This window comes from Flavobacterium sp. LHD-85 (assembly GCF_030929595.1).
GTDB lineage: Bacteria > Bacteroidota > Bacteroidia > Flavobacteriales > Flavobacteriaceae > Flavobacterium.
In genome coordinates this window covers 197,210-217,091 of record NZ_JAVFVR010000007.1, presented here as the reverse complement: position 1 = coordinate 217,091, position 19,882 = coordinate 197,210, and the positions used below count along the sequence as shown (strand labels likewise).

General features: G+C 34.2%; 14 protein-coding genes. 4 read left to right on the top strand and 10 right to left on the bottom strand.

The window, feature by feature from the left end; translation table 11 throughout:
- Window positions 1-46 precede the first annotated feature (46 nt).
- Window positions 47-1,072, bottom strand: a complete 1,026-nt coding sequence (locus RB618_RS13880; RefSeq protein ID WP_308069274.1) for an AraC family transcriptional regulator — start codon at window positions 1,070-1,072, stop codon at window positions 47-49.
- Window positions 1,073-1,244: 172 nt separating this feature from the next.
- Here RB618_RS13880 and RB618_RS13875 point away from each other — a divergent pair, with 172 nt between their 5' ends.
- Together RB618_RS13875 and RB618_RS13870 are read left to right on the top strand one after the other, a co-directional pair.
- On the top strand, window positions 1,245-1,730 hold the full coding sequence (locus RB618_RS13875; RefSeq protein WP_308069273.1) for a DNA-deoxyinosine glycosylase: 486 nt from the start codon (window positions 1,245-1,247) through the stop codon (window positions 1,728-1,730).
- Window positions 1,731-2,030: 300 nt separating this feature from the next.
- Entirely contained in the window at window positions 2,031-2,465 is a 435-nt protein-coding gene (locus RB618_RS13870; protein ID WP_308069272.1) for a DUF6526 family protein, read from the top strand.
- A 107-nt stretch (window positions 2,466-2,572) separates the two neighbouring features.
- On the opposite strand, the gene RB618_RS13865 is transcribed toward RB618_RS13870, so the two are convergent.
- The 3 genes from RB618_RS13865 to RB618_RS13855 form a co-directional block, all read right to left on the bottom strand.
- Window positions 2,573-3,739, bottom strand: a complete 1,167-nt coding sequence (locus RB618_RS13865; protein ID WP_308069271.1) for a hypothetical protein — start codon at window positions 3,737-3,739, stop codon at window positions 2,573-2,575.
- A 618-nt stretch (window positions 3,740-4,357) separates the two neighbouring features.
- Entirely contained in the window at window positions 4,358-5,779 is a 1,422-nt protein-coding gene (locus RB618_RS13860) for an MATE family efflux transporter (RefSeq protein WP_308069270.1), read from the bottom strand.
- A 60-nt stretch (window positions 5,780-5,839) separates the two neighbouring features.
- Window positions 5,840-6,316, bottom strand: a complete 477-nt coding sequence (locus tag RB618_RS13855; protein ID WP_308069269.1) for a MarR family transcriptional regulator — start codon at window positions 6,314-6,316, stop codon at window positions 5,840-5,842.
- A 174-nt stretch (window positions 6,317-6,490) separates the two neighbouring features.
- Here RB618_RS13855 and RB618_RS13850 point away from each other — a divergent pair, with 174 nt between their 5' ends.
- Window positions 6,491-7,405, top strand: coding sequence for a hypothetical protein (locus RB618_RS13850; protein WP_308069268.1), 915 nt, complete (start codon window positions 6,491-6,493; stop codon window positions 7,403-7,405).
- Window positions 7,406-7,820: 415 nt separating this feature from the next.
- On the opposite strand, the gene RB618_RS13845 is transcribed toward RB618_RS13850, so the two are convergent.
- From RB618_RS13845 to RB618_RS13820, 6 genes are all read right to left on the bottom strand, one after another.
- Window positions 7,821-9,839, bottom strand: coding sequence for a glycoside hydrolase family 97 protein (locus tag RB618_RS13845; protein ID WP_308069267.1), 2,019 nt, complete (start codon window positions 9,837-9,839; stop codon window positions 7,821-7,823).
- 25 nt (window positions 9,840-9,864) lie between these two features.
- The gene (locus tag RB618_RS13840) at window positions 9,865-11,109 is read right to left on the bottom strand and encodes a glycoside hydrolase family 71/99-like protein (RefSeq protein WP_308069266.1); all 1,245 of its coding nucleotides are present in this window, start codon (window positions 11,107-11,109) and stop codon (window positions 9,865-9,867) included.
- A 291-nt stretch (window positions 11,110-11,400) separates the two neighbouring features.
- Window positions 11,401-12,912, bottom strand: coding sequence for a RagB/SusD family nutrient uptake outer membrane protein (locus RB618_RS13835; protein WP_308069265.1), 1,512 nt, complete (start codon window positions 12,910-12,912; stop codon window positions 11,401-11,403).
- Between the two features lie 27 nt (window positions 12,913-12,939).
- Entirely contained in the window at window positions 12,940-15,957 is a 3,018-nt protein-coding gene (locus RB618_RS13830; RefSeq protein WP_308069264.1) for a TonB-dependent receptor, read from the bottom strand.
- A gap of 28 nt (window positions 15,958-15,985) precedes the next feature.
- Entirely contained in the window at window positions 15,986-17,068 is a 1,083-nt protein-coding gene (locus RB618_RS13825) for a hypothetical protein (protein ID WP_308069263.1), read from the bottom strand.
- An 8-nt stretch (window positions 17,069-17,076) separates the two neighbouring features.
- Complete coding sequence (locus RB618_RS13820; protein WP_308069262.1) at window positions 17,077-17,598, bottom strand: DUF5004 domain-containing protein; 522 nt, start codon at window positions 17,596-17,598, stop codon at window positions 17,077-17,079.
- 483 nt (window positions 17,599-18,081) lie between these two features.
- Here RB618_RS13820 and RB618_RS13815 point away from each other — a divergent pair, with 483 nt between their 5' ends.
- Entirely contained in the window at window positions 18,082-19,680 is a 1,599-nt protein-coding gene (locus RB618_RS13815; RefSeq protein WP_308069261.1) for a DUF6377 domain-containing protein, read from the top strand.
- The last annotated feature ends 202 nt before the right edge of the window (window positions 19,681-19,882 follow it).

Below are 19,882 nucleotides of genomic sequence, written 5' to 3'. Positions count from 1 at the left end.
AAAAAAAAACTTTGCACCTTTGTAACTCTGCACCTTTGCACCTCAATTACGCAGTAATTGCTAGAGAATTCAAATTAAACTTGTATTCTTTTGGGCTGCAGTTGAATTTTTGCTTGAAAATTTTAGAAAAATAGCTTCTGCTTGTAAAACCGATGCAATAGACGATTTCAGAAATATTTAAATCAGATGTTCTAATTAAGATTTCGGCTTTTAGAACTCTCATGTGCGTGATATAATCGTTGACTGTGCGATTGTGAATCATTTTAAAGCCTTCCTGAAGTTTGTTTGGAGAAAGACCCGATTTTTTGCTCAAAGATTTAATTGAAAAGGCTTCTTCTGGATTTGATTTTATAAATTCCGAAAGGTCTTTTACTTCTTCCAGTTCCCTTACTGTCAGTCCGTTTCCCTCGTTTGCAAAAGCATGTAAATCGTCTGAATGCTGCTGAATTTCCATCGCGAGAATAATTCTCATAATCCCTTCTTTCAATAGATTTCTAACAATTCCAGTTTGCGTAATCGAATTAAGCTGTTCGATTTTTTCTGCAATCTGCAAATTATAAGATCCGATATAAAAGAAATCTGATGCCTGATTATTTTCAAAAAAAGTATCTTTTACTTGCTGGTTTAAAGAATGCGTCTGAGTTGCAGCATCAATCTGAGTTCCCACGATAATTAAAGTCAGCTTTGTTTTTTTTCCTTTTTCAAAAAATAAAACATTGTCCTCGTTGTTTTTTGATGTTACAATGGCAGTCTGAAACGTTTTTAGTTTACGTTCCTCCCCTTTTAATCCAAAACTATGCGAAAGATTTCCTTTAGAACAATAAGCAAAATAAATTGGTGAAGATTTTACATTTAGAATATCTAATCTGACATCTGCAGAAAATGTCATATCAAACTGGACATATGAGATATTATCTGCAAAAGAAGCTCCAATAATAGAACCTTCTGCAAAGCTATTTTCTACTTCTAATGTATATTCGTCTAAATCAAAAGCCACCTTTCCGCCAAAACTAGTTTGAAGTTCATCAAATATATTTTGAGTTTTTTCTGTATTTATAGTAACAATTTTCATGGTTCGCCGGATTTAAAATTATAATTTGCCAAACAGATTATTTCTAGAAATCTGAAAGTCAAAGTTCGTTTAAAGACAGACCAAGAATGTTATATAATTTTTTGGTTTTGTTTTATAATTCCTTATAAATGTTTATTTTAACATATATCACAATTCTTTTAAGAAAACAAGTATGAAAAGTTTTTCGTTTGCCCCGATCAGTTCTCCCAACTCTAAAATTCTGATTCTAGGCACGATGCCTGGAACAAAATCTTTAGAACTCAATCAATATTACGGTCATAACCAGAATAACTTTTGGAAATTTATGTTTCAGATTCTTGGAGAGGAATTTTCCAACGATTATGAAATACGAAAAAGCTTATTAATTAAAAACAGCATCGCACTCTGGGATGTCTTACAATTTTGCGAACGCGTTGGAAGTTTAGATAGTGCCATAAAAAATGAAATTGCAAATAATTTTGAAGATTTCTTGAAAACACACACACAAATAGAAAGCATTCTTTTTAACGGACAAAAAGCAGCGTCATTTTTTAAAAAATATGTTCACTTAAAAAAAGAATATAAAACATTTACGCTTCCTTCAACAAGTCCTGCCAATGCTGGCAAGACTTTTCAAGATAAATTAGACGAATGGAGCATCATTAAAACCTTATTGTAAAGTCCAGTATTTTATACAATTAAAATGCAAATATTGGAATCATGTAACTTTTTCCGTTTAAAGTATAACAAAAAACAACTGCTCTCGATCTAATTTTACATCAAAGAAAAATAAGCCGTACTGAAGATTTGATTAGCGAAAAGAAAAGGCTTTCTTCTTATTAAAATTTACAAAGCAAACTGTAAAAAGTTTAGTCTATAAAGAGAACATTGGTTATGTTAGTTTATTTTTGGGAAAAAGCTACTCTATAGAAATATAGAGTAGTTTTGTTTTTATAGGCTACCATTTAAAGATAAAAACATGAAAATCCAGACATATTATAATCATATACGATTTTATACCCCACACCATTTTATATATTATCCTGTTTTAATATTATTCTTAATTGCAAGCATTTATTTGAGTATTACAACAGAAGATCATTTGATATGGGCATTTATTAGCGTGGCTTTTATATTTCTTTTTGTACTGGCGTATATGTTGCGCCAGCACTATGCGCTAACGCTGCAAAACAGAATCGTGCGCTTAGAAATGCGTTATCGTTATTTTAGCCTAACAGGCAAAAGATTCGAAGAATTTGAATACAAACTTACAGACGATCAAATATTTGCGCTACGCTTTGCACCAGACAACGAATTGATTCCGCTTATAGAAGATGTTTTAAAAAACAATTTAACCGGCAACGCAATTAAAAAAGCTATCGTACACTGGAAAGCAGATTACCACAGGGTATAGTAAAAATCAAATTCCAAATTCCAAATTCCAAATTCCAAATTTCAAATTCTAATAACAATTTTCAATTATTTTTTGATTTTTGAATTTGTCATTGAAATTTGACATTGTTATTGAACTTTTTTCTTATTGAAAAGGATATAAAACAAAAACAGTACAATCCATACCGAACCAATTACAGCAAAATAAATTACAATAATATTTGGATGCAAATAATTAGGTTCGTAAAACAGCTTATTTAAGGTTTTAAATTTTTCTGTTAAAGTTTTTCGATCAAAAGTATTTCTAATTCCATTAAGCGGTTCATCTTTGTTATCTCTATAATGATATACATCTTGAGTCAACAACTTCGGAATTATGTTTGTTTCTATATTATACTTTTTTAAAAGCGTATCTAATTTCTGAAAAGTATACGTTAATGAATCTTTCTTAGAATTGTAAAGTAATTTGTAACGGTCCACTGCGGCCTCATACCTTTGTTTATCAATAGAATCTCCTTGAACTGGGCTAAATAAAGACTTGTTTTCCAAGAAAATACAAATATCACTTTCATGCTCTGGACGCACTTGCGCACCTTTAAAAATAATTTCTGTGCTGTCTCCTAAAACTATTTTTGAGATAATCCTTTTATGTAGTTCTTCTTTCTCAAAACCAAGAATATCAAAAATACTATCTGCTTTATTTGCAGTTTTATCAAAAGTGCTTGTCAGCGCTTTTATGGTATCAATGCTGTAATAACTAATTTCTGTAATAGGATATTCACCCGTAACAATGGTATCTTCTTGTTGAATTACAGGATAAGGCTTTGGATATAAAATATTCTCATAATTGAACAGTTTCTCAGAACTATACGAAGTGTATCCGTACAAAAACGGATTTAAAACATTCAGCAGTTTTTTGTCCTTATTAAAATCATTTTCAGACAATTCTGTTTTCAGTTTGGCATTCATTCCGAAACTATAACTAATGAAAAACGAAAAAGTCAAAAACGAAATCAACAGCAGACAAACAGCAATTTTAAAAAGATTTCCTCCTTTATAATTTTCTCTCGAATGATTGCGAACTAGAAAAATCAAAAAGAAGAGTAAAAACAATCCGCTTACGAAAAAGTGTGAAATTGAAACGTCATCATAAAATTTAAAACGATAAAATTCAGTATAAATATCTATATTTTTAATCCCTTCAAAAGTAAAATAACCGTATAAAAAGTAAGCTAGATGAATTAAGGCTAATACAATAAAAGATTTTATGAAATAACGTTTTAGATTTTTGGTCATTTTTAAAAGGTGCTAAGGTTCTGAGATACTAATGTACTTAAAATTTATTTTGGCTATCATAAAAATATATTTAGAAAATTAAAAAGTAAAATAATCTGGGCGTGCCACCATTATAAAAAAAGGGCAAATAATAGCAACGCATATTCGCCCTTTTTTTATAATGCTGTCGGGCTGTCCATGCTGCTTCGGCAGCTTATTCCCATCCCTCACGCAAATACGGTTTCAAAACAAGTTTCCGAAAATTTAGTCATTCAATAAAACTAATCGACAAAGAATTTCCGTAGAGACACACTGCAGTGCGTCTAAAATACAGGATATCCCTAATCTGCCAATCTTTCGTTAGATGCACTGCAGTGCATCTCTACAGAATCACAGAACTTGATTTTGCTAGCAAAAAGCCTTAGCACAAAGGTTCAAAGTTGCAAAGGTTTACAGGCATTTATACTTTGCAAAAAGAAGCATCGAAGGATTTATATATCGCTCCGCTGGAGCTTTCTGATACAGACATCTGAATTTTCTACAAATATTTTGCTTCGCTGGAGCGTTTTAATAAAAAAAAAGCTGACTCGCATTTGAGTCAGCCCCAAGAGATCTTTGAACCTTTGTACCTTTGAACCTTTACTTAGAAATATCAAACCCCTCCTTCACTATTTCACTTTCGACCTTATCAATTAATTTATTCGTTTTCCCTGTCAATCTTTCTTTTTTCCAATCACCTTTTGCATATATGGCGACTGTGATTAAAGCTGTTACAACAGAAGCAATCGGAAAAGCCCACCAGATTCCAATTTTTCCCAAAGAAGTATTATGAGACAAAATATAAGCCAATGGAAATTGTATTACCCATTGCGAAACCAAAGTTAGAATCATGGGTAATTTGGTATTTCCAACGGCACGAAAAACACCTGTCAAGCAAAGCTGCAAACCAAGAAATCCCCAAGAAAGACAAGTAATTCTCAACAATTCTGTTCCACCCTCGATAACCGCTTGATCATTTGGAACGAAAAAAGCAATTAAATATGGGGCGAAGATAAAAGCTATAATTCCAAGACCTGTCAATAATCCGAAACCTAAATAGGCTCCAAGTTTTGAAATTTCAGCCGCACGATCAACATTTCCAGCTCCAATATTTTGCCCCACAAGAGTGGCAATCGCCATTGATAAACCCAAAGCTGGAATCAAAATCAGTTGAATCAAATTGGAACCAGCACCATAAGAAGCAACTGTCAATGTACCGAAACGAACAATCAAAAATGTAATCGCCATCATACCCAAAGCGCGCATAGATTGCTCGATTGAAGACGGAAAACCAATTTCAAAAGCTCTTTTGATATGTTTATAATCAGGTTTAAAATCGGCAATGCGAAGATGAATTCCGTGCTTTCCTCTAAACAGAATCGCAAATCCAATTATAATTGCCAAAAGTTGTGTAAATAAAGTAGCCAAAGCTGCACCTTTTACGCCCATAGCCGGAATAAAATTCCATCCATAAATAAACAACGGATCTAGGGCAAAATTCAAAATAACGGTTCCTAAAACTATATAAACAGGCAAGGTTACACGCCCAACGCCTCGCATGATGGACTGGAAAATCATAAATCCGAAACTAAAAACCAAACCGACAAATGCGACACGCATAAATCCTAACGCATCAACATAAACCGTTGGCTCTACCTTTAATAAGTATAAAAAATATGGACTTAAAATATACCCAATAATCGACAAGACAACAGAAACAATAATCACCATCGACAAAGTCTGCGCCGCCACGTGATTGACCATTTTCTGATTTCCCGCTCCAAAATATTGTGCAATTAAAATAGAACCAGCAATCGCCAATCCGGTTCCTAAAGCAATGGTTAAAAATATTACAGGCGTGCTTATTGAAACTGCCGCAACGGCATCTCCGCCCAAGCGCCCTACCCAAAAAGCATCTACCAACTGATATGCGGCTTGTAAAAGATTAGCAATCATAATTGGGACTGCTAATTTTAATAATGAAGAAAGGATTGGCCCTTCTAACAATTCGTTTTTTTTCATTTAATTAAAATAGTTATTAAAAAATAAGTTGACATGTCAACTTTTAAAGTTTAAAAAAAATTAAAGCGTTTCTAGTTTGTCTGCGTACGATCTAACTGCTTGCAGCGCTTCAATTCTTTCTTTTGGAGTAAACACAGACATCACTTCTTCTTCGGCTCTTTTCATAAGAGAACGAATACTTTTAGCTAAAGTAATTCCTTCATTTGTAAGACTAACGATGTTTTTTCGTTTGTCCATTTTGTCTTTTACCACCTCAACAAGATTCTTTTTTTCGAGCGCTGTAATGCTTCTTAAAATAGACGATTTGTCACGCATTGTTTTGTCTGACAATTCTCTCTGCGAAAGACTTTTATGATGCAGAATCATCAATAATGGCAGCTGTTCTAGCTGTAATGTTATTCCGGCTTCATTCATTAAGGCATTTGTACGCCTGAAAATTGCTCGCTTTATACGGTGAATCTGAAAGAAGAAACTATCTGATATTTCTTCTTTCCAAAAATTTGAAAAATTCTCTTTATCGGTATGTTTAATTTCCATTTGGCAAATTTACAAAAAAGAGTGACATGTCAACTATTGTTTTGCAAAATCCTTATTTTATTGATATACAACTTATTTCTAAAAATAATTCAGCTATAAAAACAAAAATGAACGATTATTTTTACTAACTTTAAATGTTAAATATTGCCTAATAAAAACTTAAAAATTACTCTAATGAAACAATTATTTATTTTTTTGGTAATGATGCTCCTTTGGATTCCGCTAAATGCTCAAACTGTTGCTGAAACCACAAAAGACGAAGACTTAACAACAACTCTAAAAACTGAAACTGACGACTTTCAAGATAATACTATAGAAGATCTGCCCTGGCACAATAGAAAATTTAAAGTTTCTGCCGGTGGTTTTTTTCCTGTAAATAATACCGTAGTTAAAGTTGAAGGCAACAACGGAAATATAGGAACCGAAATAGATCTTGAAAATGATTTAGGATTTTCTAAATCGACTGTATCATTTTTAGGAACATTCGATTGGCGTATTTCTAAAAGATCACGATTGGGTTTTGAATATTTTGTACTAGATAGAACCGCAACAAAAACACTGCAAAGAGATATAAACTTTGGAGACCATACTTATCCTGTGAACGGAAGTGTCCGTGGTACCTTTAATGTTCAAATTGCCAGAATTGCTTATGGCTACGCTATTTTATCGAAACCTAAATATCAAGCTGGTTTATTAATTGGTGCACATGTCCTTTTTGCAGATTTAGGTCTAAAACTAAATGCCAATACACAAAGTGTAGAGTATCATGATACTTTTGACTTTACTGCTCCGCTGCCAGATGTTGGAATTTGGGGAGAATTTGTTCTTGGAAAACGCTGGGGTTTATATGCCAACGTAAATTATCTTGCCGTAAAAATTGATGAAACTGATGGCCGAATCATAAGCTACAATTTATCCGTTTTATATAATGTTGTAAACAACTTTAGCCTTACAGCTGGATATACTGGTTTAAACTTCAGAATAGATACTGTTCAAGACCGATTAAACGGTTTCTTAAAATGGGGATATAATGGGCCAACAATTACGGCCGTTTACACATTCGGAAAGCATGTTAAGGTTACTAAGTAAAGGTGTTAAGGTGCTGAGATTCTAAGGTACTGAGTTTTTTTTAACCGCAAAGAGCGCAAAGATTTACGCAAAGTACACAAAGGTATTTTTTGAGAATCTAAATAGAGTTTAAATAAAAAGTTCGCAAAGCTTTGTTTTTAATAAAGCTTTGCGAACTTTTTATTTAAAATGACTCTTAAAAAATCTTAGCGAACTTTGCGTAAATCTTTGCGCTCTTTGCGTTAAAACTATACTCAAACCTTCTCAAACCTGAAACCTGAAACTTGAAACTTGAAACAAAAAAAACAAACCCGATAACTCTCCAGCTATCGGGTTTATTACCAAACTTAAACTTACTTAACTTAACTCAAAATAAAACTTTATAAACTTAGAATCTCAGAAGCTTAGAAACTTAGATTCTTAGAATCTTAAAAAACTATTTTTCGATTGGAGAGAATTTTACAGCTGTTCCTCCACCAGCTGCTAATTTGATATCTAGAACAGTTTTGCTGTTTACTTTTTGTTTAGAGATTGTAACTGGATATGGATTGGTTTTATAATTTGCTCCAGCTCCATCAGCATAAATTTCTGCTTCGTATTCTTTGTCTTTATCCAAAAATGACAAAGCTACTTTTAAGTCTCTTGCATTTCTATTGGTGATTGAACCCAAATACCAATTCTTCTCATCCCAATCTTTGCGGGCAATTGTTGTATATTCTCCAATTTTAGAATCTAAAACTTTAGTATCAGACCAAGTGCAAGGCACATCTTTTACGAATTGAAATTCTGGTTTGCCTTCATAATTTTCAGGTAAATCAGATGCCATTTGTAACGGACTGAAAATAATCACATACAATGCCAATTGATTTGCCAAAGTGGTCTGCACTTTTGCTCCAGATGGCGTTTTGTAATCAAAATTGAAATTACCTGGTGTGTAATCAAATGGTCCTGAAAGCATTCTTGTAAAAGGCAAAGCAGTTAAATGCTCTGGCGTATTTCCTCCGTCTACCGACCATGCATTATATTCTTGTCCTCGTCCGCCTTCTTGAGACATAAAGTTTGGATAGGTACGCTGTAAACCCGTTCCTTTCATTGGTTCGTGGTTATCAATCATGATATGATATTTAGCGGCAGTTTCAATTACTTTTCTGTAATGACGTGCTCCGTACTGGCTATCATGCCATTCTTTTTTATCCAAATACTTGTTTACGTAACCTGTTTTTACTGAGTTTACTCCCATTTTCTGATACAATTTGAATGCGTCTTCCAACTGGTTTTCATAGTTTTTGGTCGCTCCAGCCGTTTCATGATGTCCTATTAAACGAACATTTTTTACAGCAGCATATTTGGTGATTTCTTCCAAATTAAAATCCGGATAAGCTTTTACAAAACTAAATGCAGAACCATCTGCTGTCCAGTCGCCGTCCCAGCCTTCATTCCATCCTTCTACCAAAACTCCGTCAAAACCATTTTTCGCAGCAAAATCAATATATTCTTTTGTGTTTTTGGTTGTTGCGCCATGTTTTGGACCTTGTCCCCAAGTGTATTTTTCTAAATGCATTCCCCACCAGATTCCAATATATTTTGATGGAGTAATCCAAGATAAATCTTCAATTTTTGAAGGCTCGTTTAAATTTAGCATAATAGTAGAAGTTGCTACTTCTCCAGGATTTTTCCCCACAACAATAGTTCTCCAAGGTGTTTTAAAAGGCGTTTCGGCATATACTTTTACACCATCTGCCCACGGCACCAAATCACTTTTGTATTGTTTGTCTGTAGTTTTTAAAAGCGTCATTGAAGCAAAATCTGTCAAGTTGGCTTCGTGAATCGCTACATACAATTTGTCTTTGGTTTCGAAAGTCGCTGGCGTATTGATTGTATCCGTTTTGCTCATTAAAGTTTTACGGTATTCACTTTCGTAATAGCTGTTTTCGCGATGAACTGGAATCCACCAAACGTCGTTATTATCTTTAAAAGTAAATTGCGTCACTTCATTGGAGATTTTCACTTTACCTAAATTAGGCTGTTTCGGAAATTCATAACGAAATCCAACACCATCGTCGAAAACCCTAAAAATAATATCGACTAAGCGTTCCTCGCCTTTTGCTTCTTTTAAGTGAACAATCAGTTCGTTATGATGATCTCTTACTTTTTTGAATTCGCCCCAAGGCTGTTCCCAAGTTTCATCTGCCGATTTTTCTTCTGTAGAAACGACTTCAAAACCATCTGTCATTTTAGCCAAACCTTGAAATTCAAATCCCATAAGAGACGGCTCAATAACCGATTTTCCGTTAGAAGAAAAACTGTATTGCGGCTGTCCTAAAGGAGTCAATTCAAAAGTTAATTCAGAGACTTTTTCTGGAGAACTGATTTTATACGTTTTTTTAGTACTGCAGGCCATAACCAGCATTGATGCTAAAGCCACAAGACAGTATCTATATTTTCTGTTTTTCATTATTTAAATTGTATTAATTACAGCTCTATTTTATTTCGCTTATTATTTGTCTTGCTTTTGCTGGTTGCATCGAAACAAAATAATTAAACGCTTGGTCGAGTTTTTTCTGGATTTCGACATTTCCTTTTTTCTGTACGCGTAAATCATACAATTTACTGATATCTGGAAATACGCTTTCTGTACTTTTTACTCCAGCAAAAGTTTTGATTTTTTCAATAAAAGAATAGCCAAATTCTACTGTTGGTTCGATCATAGTTCCTTCTCCGAAATCATTCCACGTAATCAGCTGCAGGTAATTTACATTTGCATTTTTGGCTAAAGTCAAAGTTTCATCAAGTGTCGCTCCGTTGTTATGTTCGATAGTCCATCCAATCGCTGCTCCACCACCTCCTGCGGCATAAAAATCTTTAAAACCAGGATAAGCGCTTCCCATTGCTACACCCAATTTTGGTTTTGTGTTGGTGTAAAAATTCGTTAGATAGCTGTTGTCTTTGTAAACCCAAGCATATTCACCAGAAGCATTTTCTCCTGCCAATGAAGAATGATCCCAAAGTGTCAAGAAAGTTGGTTTTGCTGTTAAAGTATTAAAGACATTTGTCCATTCAGCTGGGGTCTGTAGAACAATTGGCCCAAAATTCATTAACAGCGGTTTGCCATTAATTTTGATATAATTAGCATCAGAAAAATAATTCTTTTCTACATAAGCCAAATCTGTTTTTGCTGCACCGGTTACCGAAATTGCTTTTCCTGCATTCACAACATTTGTCAAGAATCGATCTTCGTATACAATGGCATATTCTAAACCTACTTTATCCAGCATTTCAATTAGCTGATCTGTATTTTCTTTGATCATTCCGTAATCATTTACGTCGTAAGTCCCGTACCAATCGATCAGAATTCCATCAATTCCTGAATATTTCATCAACAATAAATGATTTTCAATCACATTTTTATCGCCTGAGTGATAAGGGCCAATCAGTGGATAATAGTACGATGCAATTTCTCTTCGGCCGTTTGCTCCTACGTTATTCGGATTTTTGTTTGCCATTGTCCAGTGATATCCCCATTTTTTATCGGCACTGCTTTCGTTGGTTTCAAACCATGGCATGTAATGCATATAAATTTTGGTGCTGTTGGTTTTCTCAATCGCAACAGGGTCTGTTTTCTCTGGTTCTACTGGTTGGTCTGAGCCTTTGTCATCGCTGCTGCATCCAGCAACCATCACAATGCTCATCAAACCAAAAACCAACGATGTGATATATCTTTTCATATTGATGTACTGCTTGTTATTTTTATATTTTGCCGCAGATTAAAAGATTAAAAAGGATTTTATAGTGATTAATTTATTTCACGCAGATTTAAAAAGATTTAAGCAGATATGCGCAGATTATTTTTTTACATTTAAAATCAAATCTGCTTTAATCTGCAGAATCTGCGTGAAACAAAATCTTTTTTTAATCCTCTAATTCAGTTTCTAATCTTTAGAACCTGTTACTAAAAAAATTAAAAACATATCAGCCTTCCACGACTAACCAACATGGAAGACTGACATTCTAGTAACCTAATTTGGATACCCAGGATTTTGTTTTAGATTTTTATTGGTTGTTAAAACGGTACTCGGAATTGGGAAAATTGCTCTGTATTTTTCCGTTGTGCCTTTTGACCACCATGGCTCGAAGAATGTTCCAAAACGAATGTTGTCTGTTCTTCTTCTTCCTTCAAATGTGAATTCTTTCAGTAACTCTTGATCAATAAATTTAAGATCAATTGTTGTTGGCAATTCTTCACCTGCACGAGACGTTACTTGCTGTACAAATGGTCTAGCTAGATCTGGAGAACCCAAACGAACGTAACATTCTGCTTGCATCATTAAGATTTCTGCATAACGAATTAACACAAAATCGTGATCACGCTCCCATTGTTCTCCTGCTTTCATTTCGTATTTATGCAAACGAACTCCTTCATTTTCTTTTGCATCTTCAAGACTTGTTAGGTTCTCTGTATAAGTAAGAGGATCTCCATTACCCATAATAATTACACTTCCTGTCGCAAGATTGATCTGATCGCCTTCTAGCATACATTTCTTTCTTTTGTCTGTATCTGCAAAAGAAGAATAAACTCCAGGTTGTGCGCACATTCCGTTTGCACTCCATGGATAATTATTTGGAATTGCAGAAATGGCTAGATTTTGACTGTAATGGCAAGACATTGAGTTCATGTAGTTTCCGATTGTTCCTGCTTTTGAATCATAAGGGATTGCAAAAATAATTTCAGGAGAAGTCTGATTTTCTGTCACGAAATTGGCGAAGAAGTCTGGTGTCAAACTGTATCCCGTAACCTTTTGGCACATATTGATACAATCTTGCCAACGTGGCTGGCCAATAAACGCTTCTGAATTAAGATACAATCTAGCCAAAATAGAATACGCAACATTTTTAGTCATTTTAGAATACACCACATTTGGATTTAAAAACGGAATGGCGTCTGTCAATTCCTTTTCAACAAAATCATAAACTTGTTTTCTTGTTGAATTTGTCGGAAGATCTGTATCTTCAAAATTGGTTACAATTGGCACATTTCCGAATAAATCTAAAAGATTATAATAGTAATAGGCTCTAAGCGCTTTTAATTCGGCAAAAATCGGTTCTTTCGATTTATCGCTAAGAGATGATTTATTGATTTGATAAATAATTGCGTTGATTTTAGCGATTCCAGTATAGTTATAACGCCAAGCCGAAAGAATCATTCTATTATCTGATTTCCAAGTATGTTTTTGCGCATCTTGGTATTGTCCTCCATCGTACCAGTTTGTACCTCTTGTCGGAATTGTAGCTTCGTCTGAAACTACTTCATTCAAAAAGAAAACATATTCGCAAGTTGGAAAATTATTTGAGATATCATCTTTGAATCCTCTCAATGAAGAGTACGCCCCACCTACCAGCGCATCAACTTCTTTGGTTGTATTTCCGAAATTTCCATCTTCTACCTGATCATACAGCTGTTCATCCAAATCAGTACATGATACCGTAAAAAGCATGCTTAAAAGTATTGCTGCTGTTATTTTGATTTTCATTGTTAATATTTTTTGGTTATCAATCGCTTAGTTATTCAGCGTAAAATTTAATCCAACAGAAATAGTAGTTGGTCGAGGATAATTGTTGTATCTGTCAATTCCAGGAGCTGCCAAACCAGTTTGATCCATTACTCCAGTCTGGCCAATTCCGTCCTGAGCATTTAAACCAATCTCTGGATCTACACCTTTGTAACCTGTAATTACAAATAAGTTTTCACCCATTACATACATTCTAACTTTCGATTTTTTGTATTTCAATGGTAAAGTATAACCAAAAGTTAGGGTTTGAAGTCTGAAGAAAGAAGCATCTTCGATCCAGTAATCAGAATACTTAGGCGCAGATGTAATGCCGCTGCTTAAGAAAGAATCTGGCACATTATAAGCTGGCAATCTAGTTGGATCGTTCAGCATCATGTTTGTCGCGTTCAAGGCTTTTTGTCCAAACATTCCGTAACCTGAAAATCCAAGATCAAAATTTCCGTAAGTAAAATTCATTCCGATACCTAATGTCAAATCTGGCTGAATGTTTCCTAAATCTGTTTTATCAGCGTCAACCAAAGCGCTTTCGTCTACTACTTGTCCTGCAGCATTGTAATACTGTATTTTTCCGTTAGGATCTAAACCTGCGTTTCTGAATCCCCAGAAAGTTCCAACAGGATATCCTTCGGCAATAATTTGAGAATATTGTCCAGACATACCTGCTAAACCATGAAGAGATCCGCTGTAGATAACATCTGTTTTATAAGTTGGGTTAGAAAGTTTTTCAATTTTCTGAACGTTATGTCCAAGAGTCAAATTAGCATTCCAGTTGAATTTATCTCCTCTGATAATATCAGCATTCAAAGTTAACTCTACTCCTTTGTTTGACATTTCACCAACGTTTGCCAGCATTGTTCCCACTAAATATGGCGGTTGAGGCACTTCGTAAGTATACAATAAATCTTTTGTTGTTTTAGAATACCATTCAAAAGATCCTGTTATTCTGTTAAAAAGTCCAAAGTCGAAACCAATGTTAATTTGTTCTGTAGACTCCCATTTCAAATCAGGATTTGGGTTTTGTTTTGGAGAATAAGCCAAACTCCAAGTTTTTGTAACTGGGTCGTAATAACTGTCATTTCCAACACCTAAGATAGAAAGCGATTTGTACTCACCAATTCCGTCTTGGTTACCTGTAATCCCCCAACCTACTCTTAATTTTAAGTTGTCTAACCATCCTTTTGAAGATTCCATAAATTCTTCGTTAGAAACTCTCCACGCAGCAGAAGCAGATGGAAAAGTTCCCCATTTATTGTTTTCTCCAAAACGGCTAGATCCGTCACGTCGTACTGTTGCAGTCAATAAATATTTACCATCGTAACCGTAATTAGCACGAGCGTAAAAAGAAACTAAATTTGATTTTCCTTTGTATGAATACACATCGCTTAAACGATAATTGTAACCAGCTCCTAAATTATTGTAGCTGAAAGCATCTGTTACAAATCCGCCTCTTTGCGCTCCAAAACCTTCGTAGATATTTTCAAGGTAAGAATAACCTGCCAAAGCGCTAATATTATGTTTATCAATAATTTTGCTATAATTTACATAAAGCTCTCCTTGTGCATTAGTGTATTCTGCATACGTTCTCTGTGCAAAACCGCCTTCAGTCTGTCCTTCCATAACCGCATAAGATGGTTTGTAAGTTCCTCCTTTTACAGCATTGTGCTCTAACGATATATTTGCTGTAGCAGTAAAGTCATTCAAGAATTTCACATCTGTTTTAAAATAACCTAAAAGTCTGTGTCTTTCGTTGTCAAAAGTTCTGTTGGTTAAAATCTCAACTGGATTTTGGTAAAGATTTCCTGTTACAACACTAAAATCTCCATTTGCATCGTAAACCGGAATTGTTGGGTTTAAGTTGTAAGCTCTTTCAAAAATTCTGTAATCAATTGGGTGCCATTTATCAATGTTTGCAAATAATCCCATATCAAATTTTACTTCTTTGTTATCTCCCAAAAATTGGTAAGCACTAACATTTCCGCTTAATCTTTCTAAACCAGATTTTTTAATAACTCCTTCGTTGTTTAAGTACGAAAGTGAAGTTCTAAAACCGCTATCAGCTTTTCCAGAATTGATGCTTAAAGTATGTGACTGAGAAATTGCTGTCTGCTCAATTGCTTTTTGCCAGTTTGTATTTGCACCGTAATCTACTGCATCAGCAATTCCGTTCTGACGAACATAACCTCTCCATTGGTTTGCAGATAATAAATCTAAATTATCATTAACATATCCAACACTAGATAATCCGCTGTAAACAACAGAAACTCCTTTTGTTCCAGATTTTGTTGTAATCATGATTACCCCGTTTGCTCCACGAGAACCATAAATTGCAGTCGCCGAAGCATCTTTAAGAACGTCAACCGATTTAATGTCTGAAGGCTGAACTACATTGATATCAACACCAGCAATTCCATCCACAACTATTAACGGACTATTGCTTGCTGTTAAAGAAGTTCCTCCACGAAGACGAATTGTAGAACCTGCCGCTGGATCTCCAGAAGGACGAATAATATTCAATCCCGCTACTTTTCCTTGCAAAACCTGCTCTGTAGAAGAAATCGTTCCTTTTACCAAATCATCTGCTCCAACTGTAGAAATTGCTCCAGTTAAATCTGATTTTTTTACTTTTCCGTAACCTACAGAAACTACCTGAACTTCTGCTAATGTATATCCATCGTTTTGAAGACGCACCTCAACATTAGAAGTACTTCCTGTAATTTGAACTTTTTGTGTTGTCGATCCGATAAACGAAACTTCAATTGCACCTCCTACGGCTACCTGAAGACTAAATTTACCATCAAAATCTGTTGTAGTTCCGTTTTTTGTCCCTACTTCAATGATAGAAGCTCCCGGCAATACCGTACCCGTATTGTCATAAACGGTTCCTGAGATTTGCTTTTTCGTCTGCGCGAAAGTGCTAACAGAAAGAAAAAGCATAAAAATCATCAATACCGCTCCTTTAGCAGTCCACATTTGATGCAGGACGCTTTTTTTATTTTTACTATTCATTAGAATTGGTGTTTTAATTTAATAGTGATTATTTATCTAAAGTTTTAAGCGGAATCGTCGTATCCGAAATCGTTTTGTCTTTATTGTTTTTTACCAAAACATGGATTTCGCTTAAACCCGAAACTCCATTTAGCTCCGAAACTAAATTGACAAAACCTTTAATTTCTGCAGTTCCTCCAGTAAACTCACCAGAAATTGTTTTTGGTCCAGCTGTAATCGTGTAGATTAATTTATTTACACCTGCTTCGTTATTTTTTCTTGACATTCCAAGAAAATCTTTTTGGCTGATTTGCGATGGAAAAAAAGCAAAACTTGGCGGTGGTGGCGGAACAAATTCTCCTGCGTAAATAACCTGATCGCCCGAATTTGCTGTCCAATTCTCTGCTACCATTAGAAAATTTATTTTTTCCATTACAAAATCATCTGGCGCATTGAAGTACTGCTTAGGAACAAAATCCATTTTATAAAAACCATTGCCTAGATCTTTCAATTTTGTTTTTTCGGCAATTTCTGGTTTTGCAGCTTCATACATTTGCTGAATAGCCCAGTCATTCAAACCACCATGCATATGTACACTTGGAGTCCCAGCAAATGCAGGATTAAGATTTGCATTAAATATGATACTTACTGGTTTATCGATTAATGGTTTTGTTGGATATGATCTGAATAATTCACCAGAAGTATAGAAAGATGAAAAATCAGTATAAGGCACATTACCAACATCACTTTGTTTAGATCCGTTTTTGTTTTTTAAACGAAACCAGAATCCTGCACTTGCCGCTATTTCGTCTGGCGTTTTAGAGAAATAAGTGGTTGGAGTCAAAGTAAAACTCCAGATTTTGTTACCTTCATATTTCAGTTTTGCAAAATCTGATGAGTTTTCCCAGTTTCCTGCATCTGGTTCAGATGGAGACCAGATCCAGATGTATAAATCTTCAGTTTCTGCAAATGTCGATGCCGACATATCAAAGTACCACGTAACTTTTTCATCATATTTGTACACAACAGGAAATGATGATATTGGCCCTACAGCTCCAGCGGCTTCTTGTGCCTGAATAAAATTAGGAGCCATCAACAAGGCAAGTAAAATTGTATATATAAACTTTTTCATATTACTTTTTAATTAATAGCATTTAATTTAAACACATAAGACGCGAAAGCAACACCGCCAGAAGCATGCGTCAATTGAATCTGCATTTCTTTGGTTTTACCAGGAACCGAAACTAAACTCAATTCATCTGTTTTTTGCGTTCTTTGCGCATCGCTGTACAAGTAGATTTTTGTTCCAATACCGTTGGTCTGCTGAAAATCTGAACTTAATGCCCAATATCCTTTAGGAGCAAATAACGGAGGGACATCTCCAGTTACTTCATAACTTGTTGGATTGTTCTTTTCATCTACGTTAAATTTGATTTTAAAATCTTCGTAGTTAAAGTAAGTACTCAAGTTTTCTTCGTTCGGTTCGATATTATTTGCTTTCGCAACTTCATCAACCATTTTCAGATTTGTTAATCCCCAATTTCCATTTACTTTTTCATAAAGGGTAATCGGTTCTACGTAGCTTCCGTCATCTGTGTTATCGCATCCGATCGCAAAAAAACACATCATAAAAGCTAGCCAATAAAGACTTTTACATTTCATAAATTTTTGGTTTTTGTTAGTTTGTTATCCCCTTCAAAAGGATACAGCGAAACTAGCCGTTAAATAAATCCTAAAAAAAAAATCTGAGAAAAATCAAGATGAAATTCAAACAATAAAAAACACAAATAGCTAATTATCAATGTTTTAAAATTTTAAGTCTAACTAAAAAATCAAGATGCTGTTGAGATAAAAACAGGCAGTTTTTATATGGTAAAAATGACAATATGAAAAATAATGAGCATATTTTTTTCACTATGCATATATATAACTAGTTTTTATTGTATAATTGCAAATAAATTACCTGTTTTTAACATTTACAGCTTATTTTCACCCAGAAAATCCCCTTTAAAGGCTATGTTATTAAACATTTTACAAGATTCTTAAAAAACAGGTTTAGCTTAATCTCAAACTTATTCTTAATTTTAAAACGAATTAACTAACTATATCTATCAACCAACCTTTTCCCTAAACCAAAACAAAATCATGCAAAGAATATTGATGCTGCTTTTCTTCTTGGGCGGTTTTTCTCTTACTGCGAAAGAGACAAATCCTTATTTGGAAGAATTAGATCAGGTGCTCTTAAAAAAAGAGATTTACCTGAAACAGAAATATCGAAAAATTGAAGCTTTAAAGAAAAATGTATCTAAGTTTACCCTTAGTCAGAATAATGAAGAACTGTACAACTGTTATATGTCTTTATTTGATGAATACAAATCTTTTAAATACGACTCCGCTTATTATTATTTAGAGCAATCCAAAATCAAAGCAAAAATTTTAAAAGATCCGAAGTATTTATCTAAAAGCCGAATAAAAGAAGGTTTTGTGCTTCTATCTTCCGGACTTTTTAAAGAAGCAATTGATACGCTAAATGTTATTGATGACAGTAAACTGGATCTCAAAAACAAATTTGAATATTACAACATCAAAGCCCGTGCTTATTATGATTTAGCCGATTACAACCGTGATCAGCGTTTTAATATTCATTATGTTCAACAGGGAAATCATTTCTTAAAGAAAGCTTTAGAATTAATCGGAACCAATACCAATGAATATTGGGCTGCCGAAAGTTTGAAACGTCTGAAACAGCAGGACTGGCGCGGCGCCGAATTTGCATTTAGTTATTGGATAAACAACTATAATCTGCCTCCAGATTATTACGGAATTGCAACATCAAGTCTCGGCTATATTTATTCTGAAAGAGGTTATACCAAAAAAGCGATTCAATACTTGGCTCTTGCTGCCATTGCCGATGTGAAAAATGCAACGAAAGAAACTGTTGCTCTTCGAAATTTAGCCAATGAACTTTTTAAAATGGGCTATTTGGACAAAGCAAACGAATACATCAATATCGCAATGGATGATGCTACTTTTTATAATGCAAGGCATCGAAAAATTGAGATTTCGTCGATTTTGCCCATTATTGAAAAAGCACAACTGAATAATGTAAAAGACAAGAATGATAAACTGGAGAAGATTATTATTCTTTTGACGATCTTGACGGTTATCATTTTTGTTTTCCTCGGCATCATTTTCAAACAATTAAAAGAGAAAAATAAAGCGAGAAAAATCATGGCCGATTCTTATTTGCAATTGCAGGAAATGAATGTGAGTTTGAGCGAAGCCAATGCCATTAAAGAAGAATACATTACCTATTTTATCAAAGCAACTTCGGCTTTCATTAATAAAATAGACCATATTCAGAAAAGTACGCTGCATAAAATCATTACCAAAAAAACCGATGAAGTTATTGCGAGCTTAAAGCGTTATAATGTAAAAGAAGAACGCGAAAATCTGTTTCACCAATTCGACGAAATCTTCTTGAAATTGTTCCCGACATTCGTAACAGATTTCAACAAATTGTTCCCTAACGATCATAAATGCATTGTGAAAAAAGGAGAACTTTTGAATACTGAATTGCGAATTTTTGCTTTGTACAGATTAGGAATTCAAGACAGCAGCCAAATGGCAGAATTTCTGGAACTTTCTGTAGCTACAATTTATACCTATAAAACAAGAATTAAAAGCAAATCTGATTTTAAAGATACTTTTGAACAGAAGATTATGGAAATTAAGACGATTTAATTTTGCGCTCCTGCAAGGTTTTCAAAACCTTGTAGGTCTTATAATATTTATTATAACCCATCTTAAAAACATTCAATACCTACAAGGTTTTGAAAACCTTGCAGGAAAAAACGCCACGAATTCACGAATTTTTATTTAAAATGATACATGAAATTTATGCGGACCAATTACACGAATAGAAAATAAAAAATAATTCGTGAAT

Bases quoted from the DNA above. Each gene is read 5' to 3' on its own strand.
- RB618_RS13880 (WP_308069274.1), bottom strand. From the start codon at position 1,072: ATGAAAATTGTTACTATAAATACAGAAAAAACTCAAAATATATTTGAT.
- RB618_RS13875 (WP_308069273.1), top strand. From the start codon at position 1,245: ATGAAAAGTTTTTCGTTTGCCCCGATCAGTTCTCCCAACTCTAAAATT.
- RB618_RS13870 (WP_308069272.1), top strand. From the start codon at position 2,031: ATGAAAATCCAGACATATTATAATCATATACGATTTTATACCCCACAC.
- RB618_RS13865 (WP_308069271.1), bottom strand. From the start codon at position 3,739: ATGACCAAAAATCTAAAACGTTATTTCATAAAATCTTTTATTGTATTA.
- RB618_RS13860 (WP_308069270.1), bottom strand. From the start codon at position 5,779: ATGAAAAAAAACGAATTGTTAGAAGGGCCAATCCTTTCTTCATTATTA.
- RB618_RS13855 (WP_308069269.1), bottom strand. From the start codon at position 6,316: ATGGAAATTAAACATACCGATAAAGAGAATTTTTCAAATTTTTGGAAA.
- RB618_RS13850 (WP_308069268.1), top strand. From the start codon at position 6,491: ATGAAACAATTATTTATTTTTTTGGTAATGATGCTCCTTTGGATTCCG.
- RB618_RS13845 (WP_308069267.1), bottom strand. From the start codon at position 9,839: ATGAAAAACAGAAAATATAGATACTGTCTTGTGGCTTTAGCATCAATG.
- RB618_RS13840 (WP_308069266.1), bottom strand. From the start codon at position 11,109: ATGAAAAGATATATCACATCGTTGGTTTTTGGTTTGATGAGCATTGTG.
- RB618_RS13835 (WP_308069265.1), bottom strand. From the start codon at position 12,912: ATGAAAATCAAAATAACAGCAGCAATACTTTTAAGCATGCTTTTTACG.
- RB618_RS13830 (WP_308069264.1), bottom strand. From the start codon at position 15,957: ATGAATAGTAAAAATAAAAAAAGCGTCCTGCATCAAATGTGGACTGCT.
- RB618_RS13825 (WP_308069263.1), bottom strand. From the start codon at position 17,068: ATGAAAAAGTTTATATATACAATTTTACTTGCCTTGTTGATGGCTCCT.
- RB618_RS13820 (WP_308069262.1), bottom strand. From the start codon at position 17,598: ATGAAATGTAAAAGTCTTTATTGGCTAGCTTTTATGATGTGTTTTTTT.
- RB618_RS13815 (WP_308069261.1), top strand. From the start codon at position 18,082: ATGCAAAGAATATTGATGCTGCTTTTCTTCTTGGGCGGTTTTTCTCTT.